The sequence below is a fragment of the Roseicyclus marinus genome (assembly GCF_030163795.1).
In the GTDB taxonomy this organism is placed as follows: Bacteria; Pseudomonadota; Alphaproteobacteria; order Rhodobacterales; family Rhodobacteraceae; genus Roseicyclus; species Roseicyclus marinus.
In genome coordinates this window covers 279,907-299,524 of the sequence record NZ_JASJOF010000004.1, presented here as the reverse complement: position 1 = coordinate 299,524, position 19,618 = coordinate 279,907, and the positions used below count along the sequence as shown (strand labels likewise).

Below are 19,618 nucleotides of genomic sequence, written 5' to 3'. Positions count from 1 at the left end.
GCAAGCCTTACCTTGCGAGGAGCGCTGCGGATGCGGCTCGACGATGTCCTTGAGGCAATCCACCGACACACAATGGATGCCATATTGATCACGGAGGCGGAGCCTCTCGATCAACCCGGTCCACGGATTGTCTTTGCGAACAAGGCGTTTTTGGACCATTCCGGATATAGCAATGAAGACTTGATCGGAAAAACGCCGCGTATCCTGCAGGGACCGGACTCCGACATGGCTGCGATCCGGCGGATGGGCGAAAATCTCAGGCAGTGGAAGCCGATCCGCGAACAGCTGGTCAATTACAAGAAGGACGGCAGCCGTTTTGTTGTCGACCTCAGCATCCTGCCGGTGGCAGACGAGGCTGGTTGGGTCCATTATTGGGTTTCCGTGCAGCGCGACGTGACGTTTCAATACGACGTGCAAAAACAGATCAAACATCAACGCGACTTGCTGGAACAGCAGGCGCGCCAGCTTTCCCTGATCGAAGATCATCTCAATCAGGCCCAAATGATCGCCAAGATGGGGAGTTGGCGGCTCGACCTCGAAACGAACGAGGTCTGGTGGTCCAAGGGTCTGTACGAAATCTACGGTCTGGAGCCCTCGATGGAGGTTCCCTCCTTCGAAGAGCATCGCAAGCTCTTTACGGAGGAGAGCTGGCAAAGCCTCATGGCCGAGATTTCACGTACCATCGAGGAAGGCGTCCCCTACGAGCTGGATCTCGAAACGGTGAAATACGATGGAACCTCTGGCTGGCTGAAGCTGCGCGGAGAGGTGATCCTCGACAGTCATGGACAAAAGGCCGGAATTCAGGGAATCGCGCAAGACATTACCGATCAAAAGACTGCCGAATTGAAACTGAGCGTGCTTGCCCTGACAGATCCGCTGACGGGGGTGGGGAACCGGGCCGCGTTTTCCGAAAGCCTGGAAAGGTCGATCAAGACCATCGACAGTTACGGTGGAAATCTCATGCTCATGCTGATCGATATGGATGGTCTCAAGCGGATCAACGACACGCAGGGGCACGCGGCGGGCGACCAGGCCCTGAAACATGTCGCAGCAAAGCTGAAATCCTACTTCAGAAAGGCGGATGTGATCGCGCGTTGGGGCGGAGATGAATTTGCCGTTTTGGTCAATCATCTGGGAAACCGGTTCGACCATGCCAGAAAGGTCACCGGTCTGATCGAGGAGGTGACGCGCCCGGTGGACATCGGCGGTACCCGGACCTCCATCCATGCCAGCATCGGCATTTCCTTCTATCCCCAGGACGCATCCGATGCCCAGAGCCTGCTGGAACGAGCAGATCGCGCGCTTTACGCGGCAAAAAAGGTGAACGGCAGCGCCTATCGCGTCTATTCAGAACAATTTGCCCCTACCAAGCCGTCCTGAACGGGGTCGCAGGGCTTGCCCCAATCCCGCGCGGTGGTTGGACATTTCTGCCGGGACTGATTGGAATTCTGTCGGCCCCGGGTAGCGGGTGTTCCGGTGTCACCATCTCTGCCACGAGGACCAAAAATTATCCAATAATTACAATGATCCTTTTTAGGTCGGCGGCCTAGTCTGTCACCATGGCGGCCAATTTCTTTTCCATTTGGCTTTCTATGCGAACAAGAAAAAACCGCCACGAAGGCGGTACGTCTCACGCGTTAGTATTCAGCCATCTTCAGGAGAAGACTGAAGTCTCTGCCGCAGCACTTCGGCAATGTGAAAAACGCAAGGCCCTGCGCGGGATATTGGAAGGAAGTACTGACTTGGCCAAGGCTAGAGCCCAGATCGCAGAGAAAAGGCGGCTCACCATTGTCGAGGTCTGCATGTTCCACAATGATGCAAAGCTAGCAAATGGAGGGTCGTCGGCCATCTTAGGCTAGCATCTGCATCCATGAATGATCTCGTGGACGGAGCAAAAAACTGCTTAAACACCTAGACTTGACGATGATCCGATCCCGTCACTCGAAGGGACGCTTTCTGGAACTAGGGCACAGCACTCGGATTGGTCCGACTGTCCGGCACGCCCCGCCCGTCGACATTCCTCACCCTGCATGACCGTCCGCAATGGGCGGTACGGTCGTTCATCATATTCGCTCTCCAGCCCAGACTTCGCGTCTTGAACAAGTAATCAGACGTTCAACGAGCCGAACGGCGGCGGCCGATGTCTGCGTTGGAGTTCTTGCCAGTTGTACAGTGCCGCGGAAATTGCGAGCGATTTTGGCAGCTGCCCAACGCGATCCCGAGCGTGATGATGACGACGCAAGCGACCGTCAGGCCGCCGTGAAATCGCGCACGAAATCGGTCGCGGGCCGCGCGCGGATGTCGGCCGGTTTGCCCACCTGCTCGATGCGGCCCATCGACATCACGACGACCAGATCGGCCAGTTCCATCGCCTCCTCCTGATCGTGGGTGACGAAGACCGTGGTCAGGCCTGTGCGGTCGTGGATCTCGCGCAAGCCCTGCCGCAACTCCTTGCGAACCTTGGCGTCGAGCGCGCCGAAGGGTTCATCGAGCAAGAGCATCCGGGGCTCGATGGCGAGCGCGCGGGCCAGCGCCACGCGCTGCCGCTGGCCGCCCGAAAGTTGATTTGGATAGCGCGCACCTATATCGGGCAACTGGATCAGATCCAGAAGACGCTGTACGCGACGCCCGATCTCGGCTTCGGGCGGGCGTTCCTTGCGGGGGCGGGCGCGCAAGCCATAGGCGATGTTTTCGAACACAGTCATGTGCTTGAAGAGAGCGTAGGACTGGAAGACGAAGCCCGCTCGACGCTCCTGCACGCTCAGGCCTGTCGCATCCTGCCCGCCGAAGAGCACCCGGCCCGAGGTCGGGAATTCGAGCCCGCCGAGGATACGCAACAGTGTGGTCTTGCCCGATCCGGAGGGCCCAAGCAGCGCCACAAGAGCGCCCGAGGGGATGGGAAGCGATACCGGATGCAGCGCCCGCGTGGTGCCGAATTCCTTAGCCAGTTCCTCGATCTCGATGTTCATGTCCGTATCCTTTCTCAATGACGTCGCGTGGCTGCCAGCAGGTCCGCATGGCGCCATTCGAGCAGGGATTTCAGGAGAAGCGTCAGAAGCGCCAGCATCGCCAGCACGGCGGCCAGCGTGAAAGCTGCGACCGAGAGGTATTCGTTGTAGAACATCTCGACCATCGTGGGCATGGTTGCCGTCTCGCCCCGGATCTTACCCGAAACGACGGCGACGGCCCCGAATTCGCCCATGGCGCGCGCGTTGCACAGGAGCACGCCATAAAGCAGCGCCCAGCGGATGTTCGGCAGGGTGACGGTGAAGAAGATGCGCCAGCCCGAGGCGCCGAGCGTCAGCGCGGCCTCTTCCTCGGCCCGTCCCTGTTCGATCATTACCGGGATCAATTCGCGCGCGACGAAGGGGAAGGTGACAAACAGCGTCGCCAGCAAGATGCCGGGGAAGGCAAAGACGATAGGCATGTCGTTAGCGATCAGCCAGCCGCCCAGCGTGGAGTTTGCGCCGAAGAGCAACACCAGCATCAGGCCCGCCACGACCGGCGAGACCGAAAACGGCAGGTCGATCAGGGTGATGAGGAACGCCTTGCTTGGAAAGTCGAACTTGGTGATCGCCCAGGCCGCCGCGATGCCGAAGGCGGCATTGATCGGCACGGCGATGGCCGCGATGGTCAGCGTCATGCGGATCGCGGCCAGCGCATCGGGTAAACGGAGCGCGTCGAGGGCTGCAACCCAGCCTTGCCGCAGCGCCTCGACAAAGACGGTGACAAGGGGCGCGAAGAGGAAGAGCGCGACGAAGATCAGGGCCACGCCGATCAGCAGGCCGCGAATGAGCGGCGCTTCGGTGGTGACGGGCACCGGGCGGGACAAGGTGATGTCAGGCAAGACCGATCCTCCGTCTGCTCCAGGTCTGGATGGCGTTGATGACAAGCAGCATGGCAAAGGAGATGACCAGCATGGCGATCCCGATCGCGGCCGCGGCGTCGTAGTTGTATTCCTCGAGCCGGATCACGATCAGCAGCGGCGCGATTTCTGTGATGTTCGGGATGTTGCCCGCAATGAAGATGACCGAGCCGTATTCGCCGACCGACCGCGCCAGCGCGAGCGCAAAGCCGGTCAGCAGGGCAGGCGTGAGCGTGGGCAAGATGACCCGGCGGAGCGTATAGGCACGGCGGGCGCCGAGCGTAGCGCTGACTTCCTCGAGGTCGCGCTCCAGCTCTTCGATCACCGGCTGGACGGTGCGCACCACGAAGGGCAAGCCGATGAAGACGAGCGCAACCCAGATCCCCACCTCGGTATAGGCGACCTGAAGACCGAATGGTGCCAGCGCCTGCCCGAACACGCCGTTGGGCGCATAGAGCGCCGTCAGCGCAATCCCGGCCACCGCCGTGGGCAGCGCGAACGGCAGGTCCACCGCCGCGTCGATAAAACGGCGGCCCCAAAACCGGTAGCGCACCAGCACCCAAGCAAGCATCAGCCCGAAGACGAGGTTAAAGAGCGACGCGATGAGCGCGGCGCTGAACGACAGGGTCAGTGCCGACCAGATCCGGCGGGAATTCAGCATGTCCCACAGGTCGGCCGGGCCGATCATCAGCCCACGGCCCAGAAGCGCCCCGATGGGAAGAAGGACCACGATGGACAGAATTGCCGTCATGATCCCGAAACTCAGCCCAAACCCCGGAAGGGGTGAGGGCGAGCGCAAAATGCCCACCCTCATGTCTTATTCCTCGTAGATCTGGTCGAAGATGCCGCCTTCGCCGAAATACTCGGGCTGTACCACCGCCCAACCGCCGAAATCGGCGATGGTGACAAGCTCGAGGTCCGGAAACCGCGCGACGTCGTCGGGCGCGGCCAGTGACGTGTCCCAAGCGCGATAGTAGTGGCTGAGTGCCAGCGCCTGCGCCTCGGGGCTGTAGAGATGCTGAAGATAGGCCTCGGCAGCCGTACGCTGCGCGTCGGACGTGATGTTGCCGTCGACCAGCGTCACAGGCGGTTCAGCCAGAATCGAGACCGAGGGGACGACGATGTCGAAGGCGTCCTCGCCCAGTTCGGCGAGCGCGAGAAATGCCTCGTTCTCCCACGCGAGCAGCACATCGCCGATGCCCCGCTGGGTGAAGGTCGTGGTCGATCCGCGCGCGCCGGTGTCGAGAACTGGGACATTCCGGTACATCGCGCCCACGAACCCGGCCGGATCGAGGCCGCTCCGCTCCGCATAGGCCCAGGCGGCGAGGAAGTTCCACCGTGCGCCGCCCGAGGTCTTGGGGTTGGGCGTAATGACCTGCACGCCTTCGGCCACCAAATCATCCCAATCCTCGATCCCTCGCGGATTGCCTTGGCGCACGAGGAAGACGATGGTCGAGGTATAGGGCGCGGAATTCTGCGGCAGGCGCGATTGCCAATCGGCCGGGATGCGCCCCGTGCGCTCGGCGATCTGGTCGATGTCCGCCGAGAGCGCCAGCGTCACCACCGTCGCCTCCAGCCCGTCGATCACCGCCCGCGCCTGCGCACCTGCGCCGCCATGGGACTGCTGGATGGTGACCGGTGCGTTGCCCTGCGCCGTCCACCACGCGTTGAAGAGTTCGTTGTACTCCCGGTAGAACTCGCGCGTGGGGTCATAGGAAACGTTGAGGATCTCTACGCCTTCCTGCGCCGCCACGGGGACCGTGCCTGCGAAGGTCAGGCCAAGCGCTCCGGTGGCAGCCAGCAGCCGCGCATGCAGATGCCCGGCAGACAAGACCGTGCGGAGTGCGTGATGATAGCTACCGTCTGCATTGGGCCAAGCGACCGTGATCAGATGCCCCCACGGACGCGTATGGCCCGCGTCGATCTTGTTCCCTCTTTCGCCGAGACTTCGGAAGAAGATGCTCTTAGCGAGCCTAGGCCCGCTTATCCGGATGCTGCGATACATGACCTGTCCTTTGCCGATCCCTGTCGAATTCTGGTGTCAGGTCGACTGGGCGGCGCTGCGGAAAGGATGGCCCTTTCCGGAGACGTGTCGCCAAAGCCGCCTGACGCGTAAATATCGACAGACTTGATCGTGATTAGCAAAGGAATAATCACGCTCTTTTCAGTCGTGATTTTGGAACATCATTCTCCGGCGGCAGGTTCCGGCAGACTGAAGCCTTCCAGCGGCCGCGCGTCCTTCTGCAGATCCGCGACGGTGAGAGATTCGATCATCAGGATGTAAGTGGCGTAGAAACTGCCAAAGACGGCGCGCACCCGGCAGGTCTGTTCATCCGTGCAATCCTCGCAGCGCTGATAGGCCCTGCGCGACAGGCAGGGCAGCGGGGCCATCGGGCCGTCGATCAGGCGCAAGACTTCGGCCAGCGAGACGCGCCTTGGCTCCTTGATCATCTCGTATCCGCCCTTTCGGCCCCTACGACTGCCGATCAGACCGGCGCGCTTCAGATCGAGCAGGATGTGTTCGAGAAACCGTTTCGGCGCGCCCGAGCGTTCCGCGATCTCCTCGATACGCAGGGCCTCGGCATCGCCTGCCTTTTCATCGGCCAGCACCATAAGTGCTTTGAGCGCGTATTTGGTCTTGTGGGTGATCATGGGCCGGCTGTGGCTCTCGATACTGCGACTGACAAGATCAACATTATCAGCTTTCGGGGACGATGCGAGCATGAACCCAAAAAGACGATAAAGAAGATCGACATTTAGAAGAAATGTGGCATCCTGATCCTGACTCGAGGGGCGACAGCAACCGCCAGAGAGGGGGCGCGATGACATTCGACCGGATCGACCTGAAGATCCTCGATCTTCTTCAGCACGACGCGACCATCCCGGTTGCCCGCATCGCCGATCAGGTGGGCCTGTCACAGACGCCCTGCTGGAAGCGCATCCAGAAGCATGAGGCGGCTGGCGTCATCCGTGGCCGTGTGGCGCTGCTGGATCCCGATGCCCTCGGGCTGTCGCTGACCATCTTTGTGATGGTGGAAGCCTTGGACCATACAGCCGATTGGCGCGCCAGCTTCCTCGCGATCGTCGAGACGCTCGGCCCCGTGCGCGATATCTATCGGCTCGCCGGAACCCATGACTTCATGCTGCGGGTGGTCGTGCCCGACATGTCGGCCTTTGACGCATTCTACGACACACTTACGTCTCGGATCAGGTTGCGCAGTGTGAACTCTCTGTTCGCATTGGAGAAAGTGAGGACCAGCACCGCGCTGCCCCTGCCGAAGACAAGCCTCGAAGCCGATTGAGTGCCTTCCCCGTGCCGCGCGTCTGTCATTCCAGATGCGCGATGCAGACCGAAGCGGGTTTCCCGCGCATTGCAAAGCACCGCGTTACGCCTGGAAATGACCGTCCACTTCGGGAAACCGCACGATGCAGATCCTGCAAACTGCGAATGTATGCTCATGGCCGAACCCCTCAGCGGCCTTGTCCCGGCATCTTAAGAATCCGGTTGCCGCGGGGACCCGTCCGAACGGCGGTGTTGTTTCGATTTTCCTCGGAAAGCTTGCGCCACCGGTCAAGGCGCGCTGAATCGAGCTTTCCCGCCTCGACGGCAGCTCTTACCGCGCAGCCGGGTTCGTGGGCATGCGTGCAGTCCCGGAAGCGGCAGCGTGGGGCGAGGTCGACGATCTCCGCAAACAGTTCGTCAAGCCCGGCGGAGACACCGCCGACAGTGAGCGAACGCATGCCGGGCGTGTCGATCACCCAGCCGCCGGTCACGGTTTCATGGAGCGAGCGCGCCGTCGTCGTGTGACGGCCTTTCGCGTCTGCCTCGCGCACGGGGCCCGTGGCCTGTGCGTGCTCGCCCGACCGACCCGCGAGCGTGTTAAGCAGCGTGGATTTTCCCACGCCCGAGGACCCGACGAAGGCGGCTGTCTGGCCGGCGCCGCACCAGGGCGCCAGCGTCCGCGCCGCTTCGGGCGCCTTTGCGTTCAGCATGACCACGGCCAGCCCGCGTTGAAGGGCCTCTGTCTGCCGAAGGTATCCTTCGGCATCGTGCGTCCGATCGATCTTGGTCAGGACCACCACCGGGGTCGTCCCCGCCTCGTTCGCAAGCGCCAGATACCGTTCGAGCCGAGCCGGGCTGAAGTCGTCGTTGCAAGATGTAACGATAAAGAGCGTGTCCACGTTCGCCGCGATGAGTTGGGGAACCTGCCTGCCCCCGCCATGCCGCTGGAGCAGGGTCCGCCTGTCCAGCCGGCGGTAAAGAACATAGCTCTCCGGGTCCACCAGAACCCAATCGCCGACAGCGAAGCCTGCGGTCTGCGCCGCTTCGGCCAGACGCAGCCGGACGGTTCCGGTTGAGGATCGGGCGGTCAGCCTGGTCCGGTGGACCGTTGCGACGCGCATCTTCAGAAGATGGGCTTCGTCGGGTGCCAGCTGGTCCTCGAAATAGGGGCACCAGCCGAGGGCGGCCGCCGATGCCGTGGGCTGCTCGGGAAAATGGCTCATACCTGCGGTCATGGTCCCAGCGCGGGGAGGACACAAGCCCATTCGCGGGCTGCACGTGTCGCCGGGAGGGAACACGACGTCCCTGCCGCGCCTTCGTCGGTGCCGCCGGCCGCGGTCACGACGGAGAAGAATCCGGAGCATCCTGCAGGCCGACCCCGACGGCTTCCCTAAAACAGGGATGTGTCGGGGCGACGCCATATTGTCTTCCCAAGGATCGACGGACCGGATAGGCCTCCTCTTCCTTTGAGGTTTGGGCAAGCCATGGCGCAGAATGCCACCATTTATAAAATCGAGCTGTCGGTCGCGGATATGGACCGCCACTACTACGAGACCCACAAGCTGACCGTGGCCAAACATCCGTCCGAGACGGAAGAACGGCTGATGTTGCGCCTCGTGGCCTTTGCTCTGAATGCGCACGAGCATCTGGAAATGACAAAGGGATTGTCGACGGATGACGAGCCCGACATCTGGCAAAAAAGCCTGAGCGGCGAAATCGATCTGTGGGTGGCGCTCGGCCTTCCGAGCGAGAAGGTCATTCGCAAGTCCTGCGGCAAGGCCGCGAGGGTTATCGTCTACGCCTACGGCGGCAGGGTCGCGCAGGCCTGGTGGGACAAGGTCGGGACCGGCACCTCACGTTTCGACAATCTCGAGGTGATCGCTTTCTCCGAAACGGAAGCGGCCGCCCTTTCGAAACTCGCCCGCCGCGCGATGAAGCTTCAGGTGAATATCAACGACGGCGACGTCATGGTCAGCGCCGACGAGGCCGTCGTCTACGTCACGCTCGAGACATGGAAGGGTGCGGCATAGGGCTCCGTAGACGGAGGCTATGTCGATCTGAGGCGCCCAAAATGCAATCGACCGACTCCGTCGCGCCAATTTCGTGATAGCCCAAGTTGCGTAGCAGCGTGGATCACCGTCGACAGCGGCCGCAGTCTGATCGCGTTCTTGGACAGCGAGGATACAATGCTGCCCTTGATTGCGGTGGTCCCGAACGGCAGCTCAGGGCCGATTACTCCATCAGATCGTCCAGCGTGACGTCGAGCGCGCCCGCCAGGGCGCGCAAGCTGGCGACCGAACCCTGCTTCCGGCCGGTCTCGATCTCGGCGACAGTGACGCGGTTGACCCCGGCCCTTTCGGCCAGTGTGGCTTGAGTCAGGCCGCGCAGGTCCCGGTAGACGCGCAGCGGGTTTTCCCCGCCGAGCAACCGATTCGCGTAAGCAGCAGGGATCAGTTCCTCGGCCCCTGCCGCCAAGGCAGCCTTTGCCCGGTCATGGCTCTGCAGATCGGCCAGATCCTCGGCTGCGGCCCGCAAGCGATCGTATTCCTCGCGCGGGATCGTCACCATCTCGTTCATGTCAGTCCCTTTCAGTCATAGACGCCACCGCGTGGGCCAATATCGAGAACCGCTAGGACATTGCCCTGGTCATCCATGATCACACGCCAGTCGCCGACCCGCAGCCGGATCCCTTCTCGCCCTTTGAGGGACCTCACGTTATTGATCTGTGAGGCCGGGTCCGTCGCGTAGGCTTCGATCTTGGACCGGATCAACTTGGCCGTGTTGGCGGGCATCCGGCGCAAAGCCCGGATCGCGGACTTCGTGTAGCTGATCTGCTTCATGATGTAGCTTTAGGCTACAAAACCTATTGTGTCAAGGCCAATGCCACCTTGGGCGACGAGCGCGGCCAGCTCGCACCGGCCGCGTTTGCCTCAGAGGTCGATCCCCCCCCGAGAGCGCCAAGGCATCCTCGATGTCGACACCGAGGTAGCGCACCGTGCTGTCCAACTTCGTATGTCCCAGCAGCAGCTGGACCGCGCGCAGGTTGCCGGTCTTCTTGTAGATTTGCGCGACCTTGGTGCGCCGCATGGAATGCGTGCCGTAGGCGCTCGGTTCCAGGCCCAGAGACGTAACCCAGCCGCGTACTATCCGGGCATACTATCGCGTGGACAGATGCGGGCTGCCGTGGATCCGGCTGGGCCACAGCAACTCGCGACCGATCATCTCCGGGTCACCGATCCAGCGCTCGAGGGAAACCCTCGTCGTCTCGGTGATCTCGAACCGGACCGGCTTGCCGGTCTTGCTCTGGATCATCGAGGTCAGCTCCTTGACACGCCCGGCGGCGAAGACATCCCGCACCTTGAGGCCGACGAGGTCGCAACCGCGCAGTTTGCTATCCACTGCCAAGTTGAACAGCGCGAGGTCGCGCGCGTTGCCTGCCATCTCGAGACGGACGCGGATGGACCAAACATGCTTCGGCATAAGCGGGCGTTTCTGGCCAATGATGCGGCCCTTGTTCCAGGGAACTCGGGTCGGACGAAGGATGGGAAGAAGTTCGACGGACATGGGACTACCTCCTGTCCACCGTGCCCACCCTTCTTCGGTCTTGCCGATGGAGGCAGGTTATCACGACCCCGGGGGCGTTGTCCTCGCGTCGGACGAAAAGCTGACGGTCGTTGCAGTTTAGGCCAATGTCAGTTTTGCGAGGAATCCGTTCATCTGTCAGCCAAAAATGCCCGCTCATTATACCCCCTGTGCTTGGAAGCCTGAACCACTGAGCCGGGGCGGCTTCAAGCGGATTCATGGGTCCTGACCCCAGCGACTAGCTTTACTTCAAAACTCATTGTCGTGAACGATCAAAAAACACTGGCCTAAGCGTCACAAGACTAACGCAAAGAATGAAGTGCAATAGCAAAACTCTGAAGCCGGCTTGACATATGCTGGAGCAAGAAGAAAATCCAAGAAAGACTGACCGTACGTATACTTGCTCTCTTATTCTCTAAAAATCAAATCATGCACGGGTTTACAAACACTTCCCTACCGTCACTGAGGCCTGCATGATAGAACCCAGTCAATAAATTCTTCTACTGTAGCTGGACGACCGTGGTAGTAGCCCTGAAGAAATTCAATTTCTAAATTAGATAATATTTCGGCGCTTTGAGCTGTCTCAACACCCTCCGCGATTACTTTAATATTTAAACGCTCACACAAATCCACAATGGCCAACAAGAATGGAGATTGGCTATTTCCATCTGAAGTTTCTTCAATAACGATGCGCTTGTCAATTTTAACAAAATCTGGCTTGAGCGCTATAAGCGCTGTTAGTGACGCATGGCCTGATCCAAAGTCATCGACTGCAAAACATATACCCATATTTCTCAGCTTGGAAATATGACCCAAAACCTGTTGCTCCACCAGACTAAAGTCTGTGATTTCCAACAACTCAAATATTACTGTTCCAGAGTAGCTTGAGTAAGATCTAACATCCGTAATCAATTTAGGAGAAATTAGGCGTTCTAAACTTGTGTTTAGCGAAATGCTTGGCAAGTAGATACCGTGTTCCTCAAGGATTTTCACAGCCTCAAAGGCTTTTGCCATCACAATAGCATCTATTTCTGATAGAAGACCCATATCAGCAGCGAGAGGTAGAAATTGGTCTGGAGAAAGCTCGCCCTTTAACGGATGCCACCACCGCACCAAAACCTCTGCGCCACCTAACGAACCGGTTCGTGTACAAACTTGCGGCTGTAGGCGTATACCTATCTGAGACCTGCTGATAGCCACCCTCAGGTCATCAGAAAGATGCTTTCTGTCTTCAGAACGAGCCCGCAATTTAGGATTGAACAATTGCAGTCTGTTGCGACCCGCTCTTTTTGCTTCGTAAAGTGCGATATCTGCATCCTCCAAAAGCCGAACGGCGGAAGATAGAGGGCCCAAAGCCACCCCGATACTCGCAGTGTACCGTATTGTCCTTTCGTCAAATGAGAGCGGGTTCCGGCACGACTCCAGAATAAGATTGCTTATATTCACCGCCCTTTCCGCCACTCTTGATCCGCTTAGAATGACTGAAAACTCGTCGCCACCAAGTCGCCCAATATAATCGTCTGCGCCAAGAAACGATTCCACGCGCTTGGCCAATACAGTAAGCAGATAATCCCCACCGACATGACCAAAAACATCGTTAATTGATTTGAACTCGTCGATATCTAGCAATATGACTGCAATCGTTTCTTCGATTGGTATTTTATTCTGCAAGCGCCGAGTATGTTGCAAAAATCCACGCCGGTTCCCAATACCTGTTAGCTGGTCAATCGATGCATCCTTCTCGATGCGCTTCAACGCAGTCCTGAGAGCCTTCTCGTTGGCTACAGTTCTTGTCACGTTGAGACTGACGCCCGTGAGTGATTTCGCCTGTGCGTCCGAGCTTGGAGTTATAGTGGCCATTGCTAGAATCGTGCGCTCATCTCCCGTTGGCGTCAAAATACGGAACTGGTCGCTGAAGTCTTGCTCGGATTTTATTGCGGCCTCAAGTTTAGACGAGAACCTAGTCGCATCCTCTGGGTGAATTTTACTACGCCAAGCTTCAAAATTTCCGCCAAAATCCTCAGGTGCGATCTGATATTGCTGGTACATCGTTGCATCCCAGACAAGAGACTGATCTCCAAGGTCTAGGCGCCACATTCCAATTTGAGCCGCACTCGTGGCAAGTCGTTGTTGTGCTTCCAAATTACGAAATCGTTCTTCATCGCGCCGCAATCGATCCAGAACCACCTTTCCCCGGAAAATAGCCATCGCGAAAAAGGCGGCGGCGGCTGCAACAAGAAGTCCCCTGATCGCTCCGGATCTGATCGCTAAGTCCCTAATGGCCATGGATGGCCGCGAAACGATGACGCCAAGACTGCCGAAGCTAGCGACGCTTCCGAAGGCTGTCTGACCCGGGATAGCCAATCGGCCCTCCGGTCCCCTCATTGCCTCCAAAACTGCAGCGTCAGCGCTCTCGCCAGATCCAAGCAAGGGCATATCAGGCTGGAGAGCGGCTACACCACCCGTCTCCATCGACACCAGATAAACTTGGCTACCCTGTCCGAGGCTTTGCCACCCGGTAGGATCGAAATAACTTTCCTCAACGCTTGCCGTTACGACGCCTTGTCCACCGAGGTTTTCATCCAATACGGGGGCGCTGACGGGCAGAATCCATCGGTCGTCAAAAGTCGAGATGATCGGCGCATCCACGTAATAAACGGTTTCGCGCCCCGAGATCACTTCCAAGAAATAGTCCCGGAACGAAACATCCGTTCCTACCGCCGCGCCGTCCCGGCCAAGATCTGCAACGATGGAACCGGATGGGTCGATTACGAGCATCGTCCTAAGCCTAGGCCATTCCTGCTTCACGGACTGCCAGAACACTTCTGCACTGCCGGCGAGATCATCAGGATCAATATTTGCTGCGACGGTCGTAACCGCCAAGCGTATATTCTGGACCAACAGTTCGACGGTATCGACAGCAAGCAGGGCGTCGCGCCGCACTTCCGCGACGTTAGCTGCGAATACCCGCTGGAATTGGTAAATCCCGACGGCGAGGCCCGAAATGCTGCCCACCACCAAGCTGAGAAAAGCGGCAGCTCTTAAGCTATTCATCATGGTCTGACCCTCGTTAGCGAGAGGCTATCTGCAATATGAACCTGCGGCAAGTAAAGCGGGCGTTGCTGGTTCCGACAACTTTTGATCATGGCCAAATGCTTCGCCCGAAAATTCTGAACATTAGCTGTATCAAAAAACGAAAAAGTGTCATAAGCAGTGCTGAGCTACGGCCCTTAAATTCGTCGCGGCCGGCTATACGCCGATGCGAAAAATCCCGTTAGCCATAGTGATGTTCACTTCCAAATATTTGACTCCTTCGCGCAACATCTGCGGCTTTAAGCGTCTTAGCTGAAGATCTCACCATGGCAAATCTGGAGAGGCACATGACCAAGGTGCATTTGCGACCAGAGGTATTGTATGCCGTCGTCGACCAGATGTGGAACGCTGTGGTGATCACGTCCGGTTCGAAGGCGGATCATTATGCGGTTCAATATGCCAACCCTGCCTTTCTTGGCATGACAGGCTACACTCTCGACGAGCTCTTAGGGCGTCCGTTGACGCATCTGCAGGGGCCGGACACTGACCAAGCGGTTATCGACGAGCTAAAGTTGTGCCTGGAACGTGGTAGCTTTTTCGAAGGCCAAACGTTCAATTACAAAAAGGGTGGCGAACGATATTTTGTGCGTTGGAACATCAGCGCCATTCGAAATGACATCGGTGAGATTGTAAACTATGTTTCTGTTCAAACCGATTTGTCGGAGCTTCGCGCCTCACAAGGCAGAAACCTTCTCTTGGAAGAGGTGCTGCAGGTCATTCCTGATCCGATCCTGATGACCAATGAAGGCCTCGAAATTGGCTTTTGCAACTTAGCGGCGCGTAACCTATTCGACTGTCACGTAGGGCAGAACCTCACCTCAATCCTTGTACAGACCATGTCGGTTGCGCAGTTGCGCGTAGCACTACATGAGAACGGCAAAGAAGGTAATAACGGCGTCGGCTGGCGCGTCGTCTTGGAACATCGAGGGTCGTCAGGTTCCAGCATTTTTATCGATCACAGTGTGCGTCCGGTCAGCAACGAGGCGACCGGTGCCCAAGACCTCATTCTCGTGGGCAAAGATATTTCCAATCACATTGAGCGAGAAGAGAATCTGTCGAAAGAAGCCAAGACAGATGCTCTGACCGGGCTCTTTAACCGGGGTCATGGAGAAGAGCTGCTTAAATCTTTGATCCAAGGCAAGGTCCTCAAAACATCCCCCATAGCCGTTGCCTCGATAGACATCGATCATTTCAAGTCGATCAACGACACCTACGGTCACAGCGTTGGCGATGACGTGATCAGATCAGTTGCCAATACCATCCTGAAGACGGTTCGCTTGAACGACCATGTAATTCGGTGGGGTGGCGAGGAGTTTCTCGTCATATTCACCGATGTTTCTTCCATCCGGCCGCCGCTGCTCGCTGACAGAATCCGTGTCGCTGTAGCGACCACTGAGCTTCCGGCTGTTGGAGGGGTCACGGTATCAGTTGGGGTCGGCACACCTCACATTGGCGAAAAGCATGACGAGTTGCTCAAGCGTGTAGATGCTGCGCTGTACGAGGCTAAGGCGCGTGGGCGAAACAATACTTGCCAGGCCGCCGAAGGGCCTTGAGAGATAGCCCAGTGCGAAGGCAACAAGGTACAGTTCGCATAAACTGAACTGCGTCGCCGTCCCTTTGCCCCTGAAAGGCGCGCTCGGTGATGCGCTCCATGCCGTCCTGTGCGGATGCGGCCACGACCGCCCGATGAGCCTTGCCTACCTCCGGACGCTTTGAGCGGACATTGTGGCGGTGCTAAGGGCGACTTTCGATAATACCAGCGCACGTAAGCCCAAAGGATTTATCGCCAGAGCATTCGCGGCGTGATTTCCGGGTCCGATCCGTTATAGGCCGGCTTGATCCCGGCTTTGTAAATTGTGGACGCGCGTCTGTTCACGCATCCCAACTAACACTCTGGGTTCGCCGGCGAATCCCTCACCCGATTGGTGAAATAGAGCCGGTTGCGCACTGTATTTGTTGACAGAAGGAGAAACTGGAGCGACGTTACAGTTGGTGGAGGGACACCCGCGCAGAATGCAAGAAAGAAGAGATGGCCGATCAGAATTATATCCAATACTTTTTATCGGCACTCAACCTCGCTGGCCTGATGTCATTGATTGCGGTTGCAAGTATTTTTGCTTATAAATCAATGAGTCGTGGCTTGATCCAGAATGTTGCGTTCGGTTGTATTCTAGGGGTCGGCGCTGCTCTCATGTCCGCGCAGCCGATCATGCATGTAAATAGCCTGCAGATTGATCCTCGTAATCTTTTTGTTGGGTGCGCCGCTGCTGTGTTTGGGCCTGTCGCGGGCCTTATCACATTCACAATTGCAGCCCTTACGAGATATCTTGAGGCAGCGCCGACGGCCTATGTTTGCATTTTCTCATTGTTTGTTGCTGGCTGCTGCGGCCTGGCTTGGCGGCATTATGTGGAAGGTAAATGGAACAGACATACACAGTTTGCCCTCCTTGGCCTCGCAATAAGCGTTTCATACATTTCCACCTTCCTTCTCCCGAGGGAATATTGGACTGGTGTCTTCCTGAACGCGATCCCCGTGTTGGTCTTTATCAACATCATCGGAAGTCTCGTTTTAGGAAACTTTCTCAAGTATTTTCAAGATCAGCAGGATCGCGAAAATCACTTGGTGCGGCAAGCTTCTTTTGATCCGCTAACTGGCCTTTTAAATCGCAGGGCTTTTGACCAAGCTTACAGCCTTCTTTTGGGCTCATCCCATAATTCAAAGGTCTCTTTTGTCGTCTTGGATATAGATAACTTCAAGAACATCAACGACACCTACGGCCACGTGGTTGGCGATCAAATTCTTGTCGCTTTGTCCAGAATAGTTAAGAAGAACATATCCAAAAACTGCCTCGCGGGTCGTTTTGGTGGAGATGAGTTCATGTTCTGCTCAGCAGGCATGAGTTTTAATGAAACCTCGCTGAAGCTGCGTGCAATCCAGAAGCAAATTTTAGAGTTTAGGCATCCAAGTATTTCCAACTCATTAACGGTAAGCATCGGTGCAGTTTGGGCAGAAAAACCTCTGCCCTTCTCAACTGCATTCCACCAGGCAGACACTGCCCTGCACAGCGCAAAGAAATCTGGCAAAAACCAAGTAATTATCCACTCACAAGATGCGCGCCTCAACGTGACTGAGGATATCAATTTTGCGGCACCTAAAGTTGACGCGTCGACATGAGATGCGGATCCGGCGACGCAACAACGACAGATATTGATTGCTTTGTCACACAATTTGCTTGGTGCAAGCGTAACCGTTGCAATGTCGTAGAAATGCTAAGCTATTCCAGCAGCCCACACTACAGATGATCTTTCGTCACCAAACCTTAGGCCAACGCCAAGATTGCACCCTTCAGCAATCCCATCAGTTCGTCGAGGTAGCCTTCGGACCGCGCAGGACGCGTCGGATTGGACGTGATCCCGGAAAGAAGCGCGGGTGCGGCCTCTGCAGCCAAGACTGAGCCGCTATCTGCACGGTATGCTGTGGCGACCAGGAAGACGCACGAGGACGAGAATGCTAAGCTGAAGATGCTGCTAGCCGAGACGATGCTCGACAATGCGATCTTGAATCATGTGGCCGCCGAGCGCCGGCGCTTTGGGTACCAGGCCTTCCATGTCATGGTCGAGCGGCAGGGGATCGTGATGAACCTCAAGAAGCTCAGACGGCTCTACTGAAAAGAGGAGCTCTAGGTGCGCCGCAGGGGCGGGCAGCAGCGAGCGCTCGGCACGCGTCGGCCGATCCTGCTGCCGGACGCGCCCAACATCCGTTGGAGCCTAGACTTCGTGAGCGTCGCGCTGACGGATGGGCGCCGGTTCCGTGTGCTGGCCGTGGTCGACGACTACAGCCGCGAATGCTTGGCACTGGTGGCGGACATGTCGCTGTCGGGGCACCGCGTTGTCCGTGAACTTGATGCCGTGATCGTCCGGCGAGGGCGCCCGGTCATGGTGGTCAGCGACAACGGCACGGAATTGACCTCCATGGCGGTCCTGTCATGGTGTCAACGGATCGGTGTTGCATGGCATTACATCGCCCCGGGCAAACCCATGTAGAACGGCTTCGTCGAGAGCTTCATGTATAGACGGCCCCGCAGGCGCAAGTGCTTTGAACGTGCTCTTCGTAGGCAGGTGCGTTCATGTATTCGGCCTGTTTGCGCAGCCTTATACATGACTGCTGGCCCTGATGGTGTCCGCGGATCGAGGCCTCATCAACGGGACGCGCTTGGGCGCGCTTAAAGCTCTTCGGGCTTTCTCGATCCTCAGCTTTGCCGATTTGCCATCACGCTGTTATTGCACTTGTGCCATCTCATTGTTCCTTAGTTTATCGTTCCATCACTACTGTGCGTTCCGGAACACTTCTCCGCTGGAGAGCATCGCCCATATCGTCCGCGCCAGCTTGTTTGCGACAGCGACAGCAACGACCATGGGGCGGCGCCGTTCGAGCAAAGCCTCTATCCACGGACCATCTACGCGGGAGCGGGCCTTTGGATACCGGACCACAGTGCGCGCTCCAAGGACCAGCAGATGGCGAAGGTACCTGTCACCTTGTTTGGTGATGCCACCAAGCCTGTGTTTACCCCCCGATGAGTTTTGTCGCGGCGTCAGTCCAAGCCAGGCAGCAAACTCCCGCCCTGATCGAAACGCCGACGGGTCCGGGATAGTCGCGGCAAAGGCCGTTGCGGTAATCGGCCCGATCCCCGGTATGGTCGCAAGCAAGCGACAGATCGAATTGGTTTTGTGGATCTCCGCTAACCGGATGTCGATCGCATCGATCTGCTGATTCAGCGCATCCAGTTGCCCTACGAGAGCATCCAAAGCGAAGCAGGCATCGTCCGGTAGGTCCTCTCGTATCTCGTCCAGCTTTGCGACGAGGGCATCGACCCGGTGCCTACCCTGTGAGACGATAACTCCATATTCGGCCAAATGCGCTCGGAATGCACAAGCTGCCATCGTTCTCTGTCGGACCAGAAGCCCTCGGGCTCTGTGCAGCATCAGGAATGCCTGATCTTCGCGCGATTTGATCGGGACAAAGCGCATGTTGGGGCGGGTCACCGCTTCACAAATGGCGGCCGCATCAGTGGCATCGTTCTTCGCCCCCCGCCGCACGAAGGGTTTTACGTAACCTGGAGGAATGAGGCGCACGTCATGGCCGAGCCTCTGCAACTGACGGGCCCAGTTGTGGGCAGTCGCACACGCCTCGATGCCTATCAGACAAGAGGGCAACGACTCGAAGAAAGGTAGAAGCTCACGACGCGTAAGCCGCTTGCTGCCGAGCGTTCTGCCGGCCGCGTCGGCGACATGGACGTGAAACACGTTCTTGGCCAGATCAAGGCCCACGCTGGCTGGGTTCATGGGAATGCTCCTTCTGCAAACCAGGACCAGTATACGGTCCCTTCTCAGGAGCGGGGCCGTCTTCCCCATCAACGGCCGGCTCCGTGACGAGCTGTTGAGCGAGACCCTGTTCTCGACGCTCGGCGAGGCCCGGGAGAAGATCCGTGCCTGGCAATACAACTACAACCACCACCGCAACACTCCGGCCTCGGGAACATCCCGCCAGCCGAGTTCATGGCAAGGAAGGGGCTGGAAATGCGCGCCGGTAGCCCCAGAAATCAACCCGCAGACTCTCCGAAAAGCTAGATGAGAGTCGGGGCTCAGGTCACGATCAGTAGGGCGCAGGATAGTATTGCCTATCTCCCGAGCGTCAGCTTTCGCCTGCTGCATCACAGCGCGAGAGAGTATGGGCCAACGGCCGCTATGGGCCGGCTGCCGCCGTAGGGATCAATATCAAGGGCGCGCCAGGCAGG

16 protein-coding genes and 2 pseudogenes are annotated in these 19,618 nt (G+C 58.0%); 7 read left to right on the top strand and 11 right to left on the bottom strand.

Annotated features, from left to right (window positions below; all coding sequences use genetic code 11):
• Positions 1-30 precede the first annotated feature (30 nt).
• Positions 31-1,380: a sensor domain-containing diguanylate cyclase gene (locus QQK63_RS08690; protein ID WP_277823628.1), complete on the top strand. Its 1,350-nt coding sequence runs from the start codon at positions 31-33 to the stop codon at positions 1,378-1,380.
• Positions 1,381-2,249: 869 nt separating this feature from the next.
• Here the strand turns inward: QQK63_RS08690 and QQK63_RS08685 are convergent.
• The 5 genes from QQK63_RS08685 to QQK63_RS08665 form a co-directional block, all read right to left on the bottom strand.
• Complete coding sequence (locus tag QQK63_RS08685; RefSeq protein ID WP_277823626.1) at positions 2,250-2,969, bottom strand: sulfate/molybdate ABC transporter ATP-binding protein; 720 nt, start codon at positions 2,967-2,969, stop codon at positions 2,250-2,252.
• 14 nt (positions 2,970-2,983) lie between these two features.
• A complete protein-coding gene (cysW, locus tag QQK63_RS08680; RefSeq protein WP_277823624.1) occupies positions 2,984-3,847 on the bottom strand; it encodes a sulfate ABC transporter permease subunit CysW in 864 nt (287 codons plus the stop codon).
• Positions 3,840-4,679: a sulfate ABC transporter permease subunit CysT gene (gene cysT / locus QQK63_RS08675; RefSeq protein WP_277823622.1), complete on the bottom strand. Its 840-nt coding sequence runs from the start codon at positions 4,677-4,679 to the stop codon at positions 3,840-3,842. The genes cysW and cysT overlap by 8 nt, the downstream gene beginning before the upstream one ends.
• 3 nt (positions 4,680-4,682) lie before the next feature.
• On the bottom strand, positions 4,683-5,870 hold the full coding sequence (locus tag QQK63_RS08670; RefSeq protein WP_277823620.1) for a sulfate ABC transporter substrate-binding protein: 1,188 nt from the start codon (positions 5,868-5,870) through the stop codon (positions 4,683-4,685).
• A gap of 179 nt (positions 5,871-6,049) precedes the next feature.
• On the bottom strand, positions 6,050-6,517 hold the full coding sequence (locus tag QQK63_RS08665; protein ID WP_277823618.1) for an RrF2 family transcriptional regulator: 468 nt from the start codon (positions 6,515-6,517) through the stop codon (positions 6,050-6,052).
• A 170-nt stretch (positions 6,518-6,687) separates the two neighbouring features.
• On the opposite strand from QQK63_RS08665, the gene QQK63_RS08660 reads away from it, so the two are divergent.
• A complete protein-coding gene (locus QQK63_RS08660; protein ID WP_277823616.1) occupies positions 6,688-7,167 on the top strand; it encodes an Lrp/AsnC family transcriptional regulator in 480 nt (159 codons plus the stop codon).
• A gap of 169 nt (positions 7,168-7,336) precedes the next feature.
• Here the strand turns inward: QQK63_RS08660 and rsgA are convergent, their stop codons facing one another.
• The gene (rsgA, locus tag QQK63_RS08655; RefSeq protein WP_277823614.1) at positions 7,337-8,371 is read right to left on the bottom strand and encodes a ribosome small subunit-dependent GTPase A; all 1,035 of its coding nucleotides are present in this window, start codon (positions 8,369-8,371) and stop codon (positions 7,337-7,339) included.
• Between the two features lie 261 nt (positions 8,372-8,632).
• On the opposite strand from rsgA, the gene QQK63_RS08650 reads away from it, so the two are divergent.
• On the top strand, positions 8,633-9,178 hold the full coding sequence (locus QQK63_RS08650) for a YaeQ family protein (RefSeq protein ID WP_277823612.1): 546 nt from the start codon (positions 8,633-8,635) through the stop codon (positions 9,176-9,178).
• A 202-nt stretch (positions 9,179-9,380) separates the two neighbouring features.
• On the opposite strand, the gene QQK63_RS08645 is transcribed toward QQK63_RS08650, so the two are convergent.
• From QQK63_RS08645 to QQK63_RS08630, 4 genes and pseudogenes are all read right to left on the bottom strand, one after another.
• A complete protein-coding gene (locus QQK63_RS08645; RefSeq protein WP_277823610.1) occupies positions 9,381-9,725 on the bottom strand; it encodes a helix-turn-helix transcriptional regulator in 345 nt (114 codons plus the stop codon).
• Between the two features lie 11 nt (positions 9,726-9,736).
• Positions 9,737-9,988 carry a type II toxin-antitoxin system RelE family toxin gene (locus tag QQK63_RS08640; RefSeq protein ID WP_277823608.1) on the bottom strand — a complete coding sequence of 84 codons (252 nt, stop codon included), beginning with the start codon at positions 9,986-9,988 and terminating at the stop codon, positions 9,737-9,739.
• Positions 9,989-10,097: 109 nt separating this feature from the next.
• Positions 10,098-10,712: pseudogene (locus QQK63_RS08635) on the bottom strand (tyrosine-type recombinase/integrase); the annotation flags it as partial.
• Between the two features lie 477 nt (positions 10,713-11,189).
• Positions 11,190-13,787: a bifunctional diguanylate cyclase/phosphodiesterase gene (locus QQK63_RS08630; protein ID WP_277823606.1), complete on the bottom strand. Its 2,598-nt coding sequence runs from the start codon at positions 13,785-13,787 to the stop codon at positions 11,190-11,192.
• A gap of 302 nt (positions 13,788-14,089) precedes the next feature.
• Between QQK63_RS08630 and QQK63_RS08625 the strand changes: the two genes are divergently transcribed.
• The 3 genes and pseudogenes from QQK63_RS08625 to QQK63_RS08615 all read left to right on the top strand — a co-directional run.
• Positions 14,090-15,376, top strand: coding sequence for a sensor domain-containing diguanylate cyclase (locus QQK63_RS08625; protein WP_277823604.1), 1,287 nt, complete (start codon positions 14,090-14,092; stop codon positions 15,374-15,376).
• A gap of 476 nt (positions 15,377-15,852) precedes the next feature.
• Complete coding sequence (locus QQK63_RS08620) at positions 15,853-16,998, top strand: GGDEF domain-containing protein (protein WP_277823602.1); 1,146 nt, start codon at positions 15,853-15,855, stop codon at positions 16,996-16,998.
• 314 nt (positions 16,999-17,312) lie between these two features.
• Positions 17,313-17,864: pseudogene (locus QQK63_RS08615) on the top strand (DDE-type integrase/transposase/recombinase); the annotation flags it as partial.
• 285 nt (positions 17,865-18,149) lie between these two features.
• On the opposite strand, the gene QQK63_RS08610 reads toward QQK63_RS08615, so the two are convergent.
• On the bottom strand, positions 18,150-19,166 hold the full coding sequence (locus QQK63_RS08610; RefSeq protein ID WP_277823600.1) for an IS110 family RNA-guided transposase: 1,017 nt from the start codon (positions 19,164-19,166) through the stop codon (positions 18,150-18,152).
• Between QQK63_RS08610 and QQK63_RS17735 the strand changes: the two genes are divergently transcribed.
• The gene (locus QQK63_RS17735; RefSeq protein ID WP_377135565.1) at positions 19,165-19,455 is read left to right on the top strand and encodes an integrase core domain-containing protein; all 291 of its coding nucleotides are present in this window, start codon (positions 19,165-19,167) and stop codon (positions 19,453-19,455) included. The two genes, QQK63_RS08610 and QQK63_RS17735, sit on opposite strands and share 2 nt — an antisense overlap.
• Positions 19,456-19,618: the final 163 nt, after the last annotated feature.

Coding starts and splice junctions, on each gene's coding strand:
- QQK63_RS08685 (WP_277823626.1), bottom strand. CDS start 2,969: ATGAACATCGAGATCGAGGAACTGGCTAAGGAATTCGGCACCACGCGG.
- QQK63_RS08640 (WP_277823608.1), bottom strand. CDS start 9,988: ATGAAGCAGATCAGCTACACGAAGTCCGCGATCCGGGCTTTGCGCCGG.
- QQK63_RS08660 (WP_277823616.1), top strand. CDS start 6,688: ATGACATTCGACCGGATCGACCTGAAGATCCTCGATCTTCTTCAGCAC.
- QQK63_RS17735 (WP_377135565.1), top strand. CDS start 19,165: ATGGGAATGCTCCTTCTGCAAACCAGGACCAGTATACGGTCCCTTCTC.
- QQK63_RS08610 (WP_277823600.1), bottom strand. CDS start 19,166: ATGAACCCAGCCAGCGTGGGCCTTGATCTGGCCAAGAACGTGTTTCAC.
- QQK63_RS08630 (WP_277823606.1), bottom strand. CDS start 13,787: ATGATGAATAGCTTAAGAGCTGCCGCTTTTCTCAGCTTGGTGGTGGGC.
- QQK63_RS08650 (WP_277823612.1), top strand. CDS start 8,633: ATGGCGCAGAATGCCACCATTTATAAAATCGAGCTGTCGGTCGCGGAT.
- rsgA (WP_277823614.1), bottom strand. CDS start 8,371: ATGAGCCATTTTCCCGAGCAGCCCACGGCATCGGCGGCCGCCCTCGGC.
- QQK63_RS08625 (WP_277823604.1), top strand. CDS start 14,090: ATGGCAAATCTGGAGAGGCACATGACCAAGGTGCATTTGCGACCAGAG.
- QQK63_RS08620 (WP_277823602.1), top strand. CDS start 15,853: ATGGCCGATCAGAATTATATCCAATACTTTTTATCGGCACTCAACCTC.
- QQK63_RS08645 (WP_277823610.1), bottom strand. CDS start 9,725: ATGAACGAGATGGTGACGATCCCGCGCGAGGAATACGATCGCTTGCGG.
- QQK63_RS08690 (WP_277823628.1), top strand. CDS start 31: ATGCGGCTCGACGATGTCCTTGAGGCAATCCACCGACACACAATGGAT.
- QQK63_RS08670 (WP_277823620.1), bottom strand. CDS start 5,870: ATGTATCGCAGCATCCGGATAAGCGGGCCTAGGCTCGCTAAGAGCATC.
- cysT (WP_277823622.1), bottom strand. CDS start 4,679: ATGAGGGTGGGCATTTTGCGCTCGCCCTCACCCCTTCCGGGGTTTGGG.
- QQK63_RS08665 (WP_277823618.1), bottom strand. CDS start 6,517: ATGATCACCCACAAGACCAAATACGCGCTCAAAGCACTTATGGTGCTG.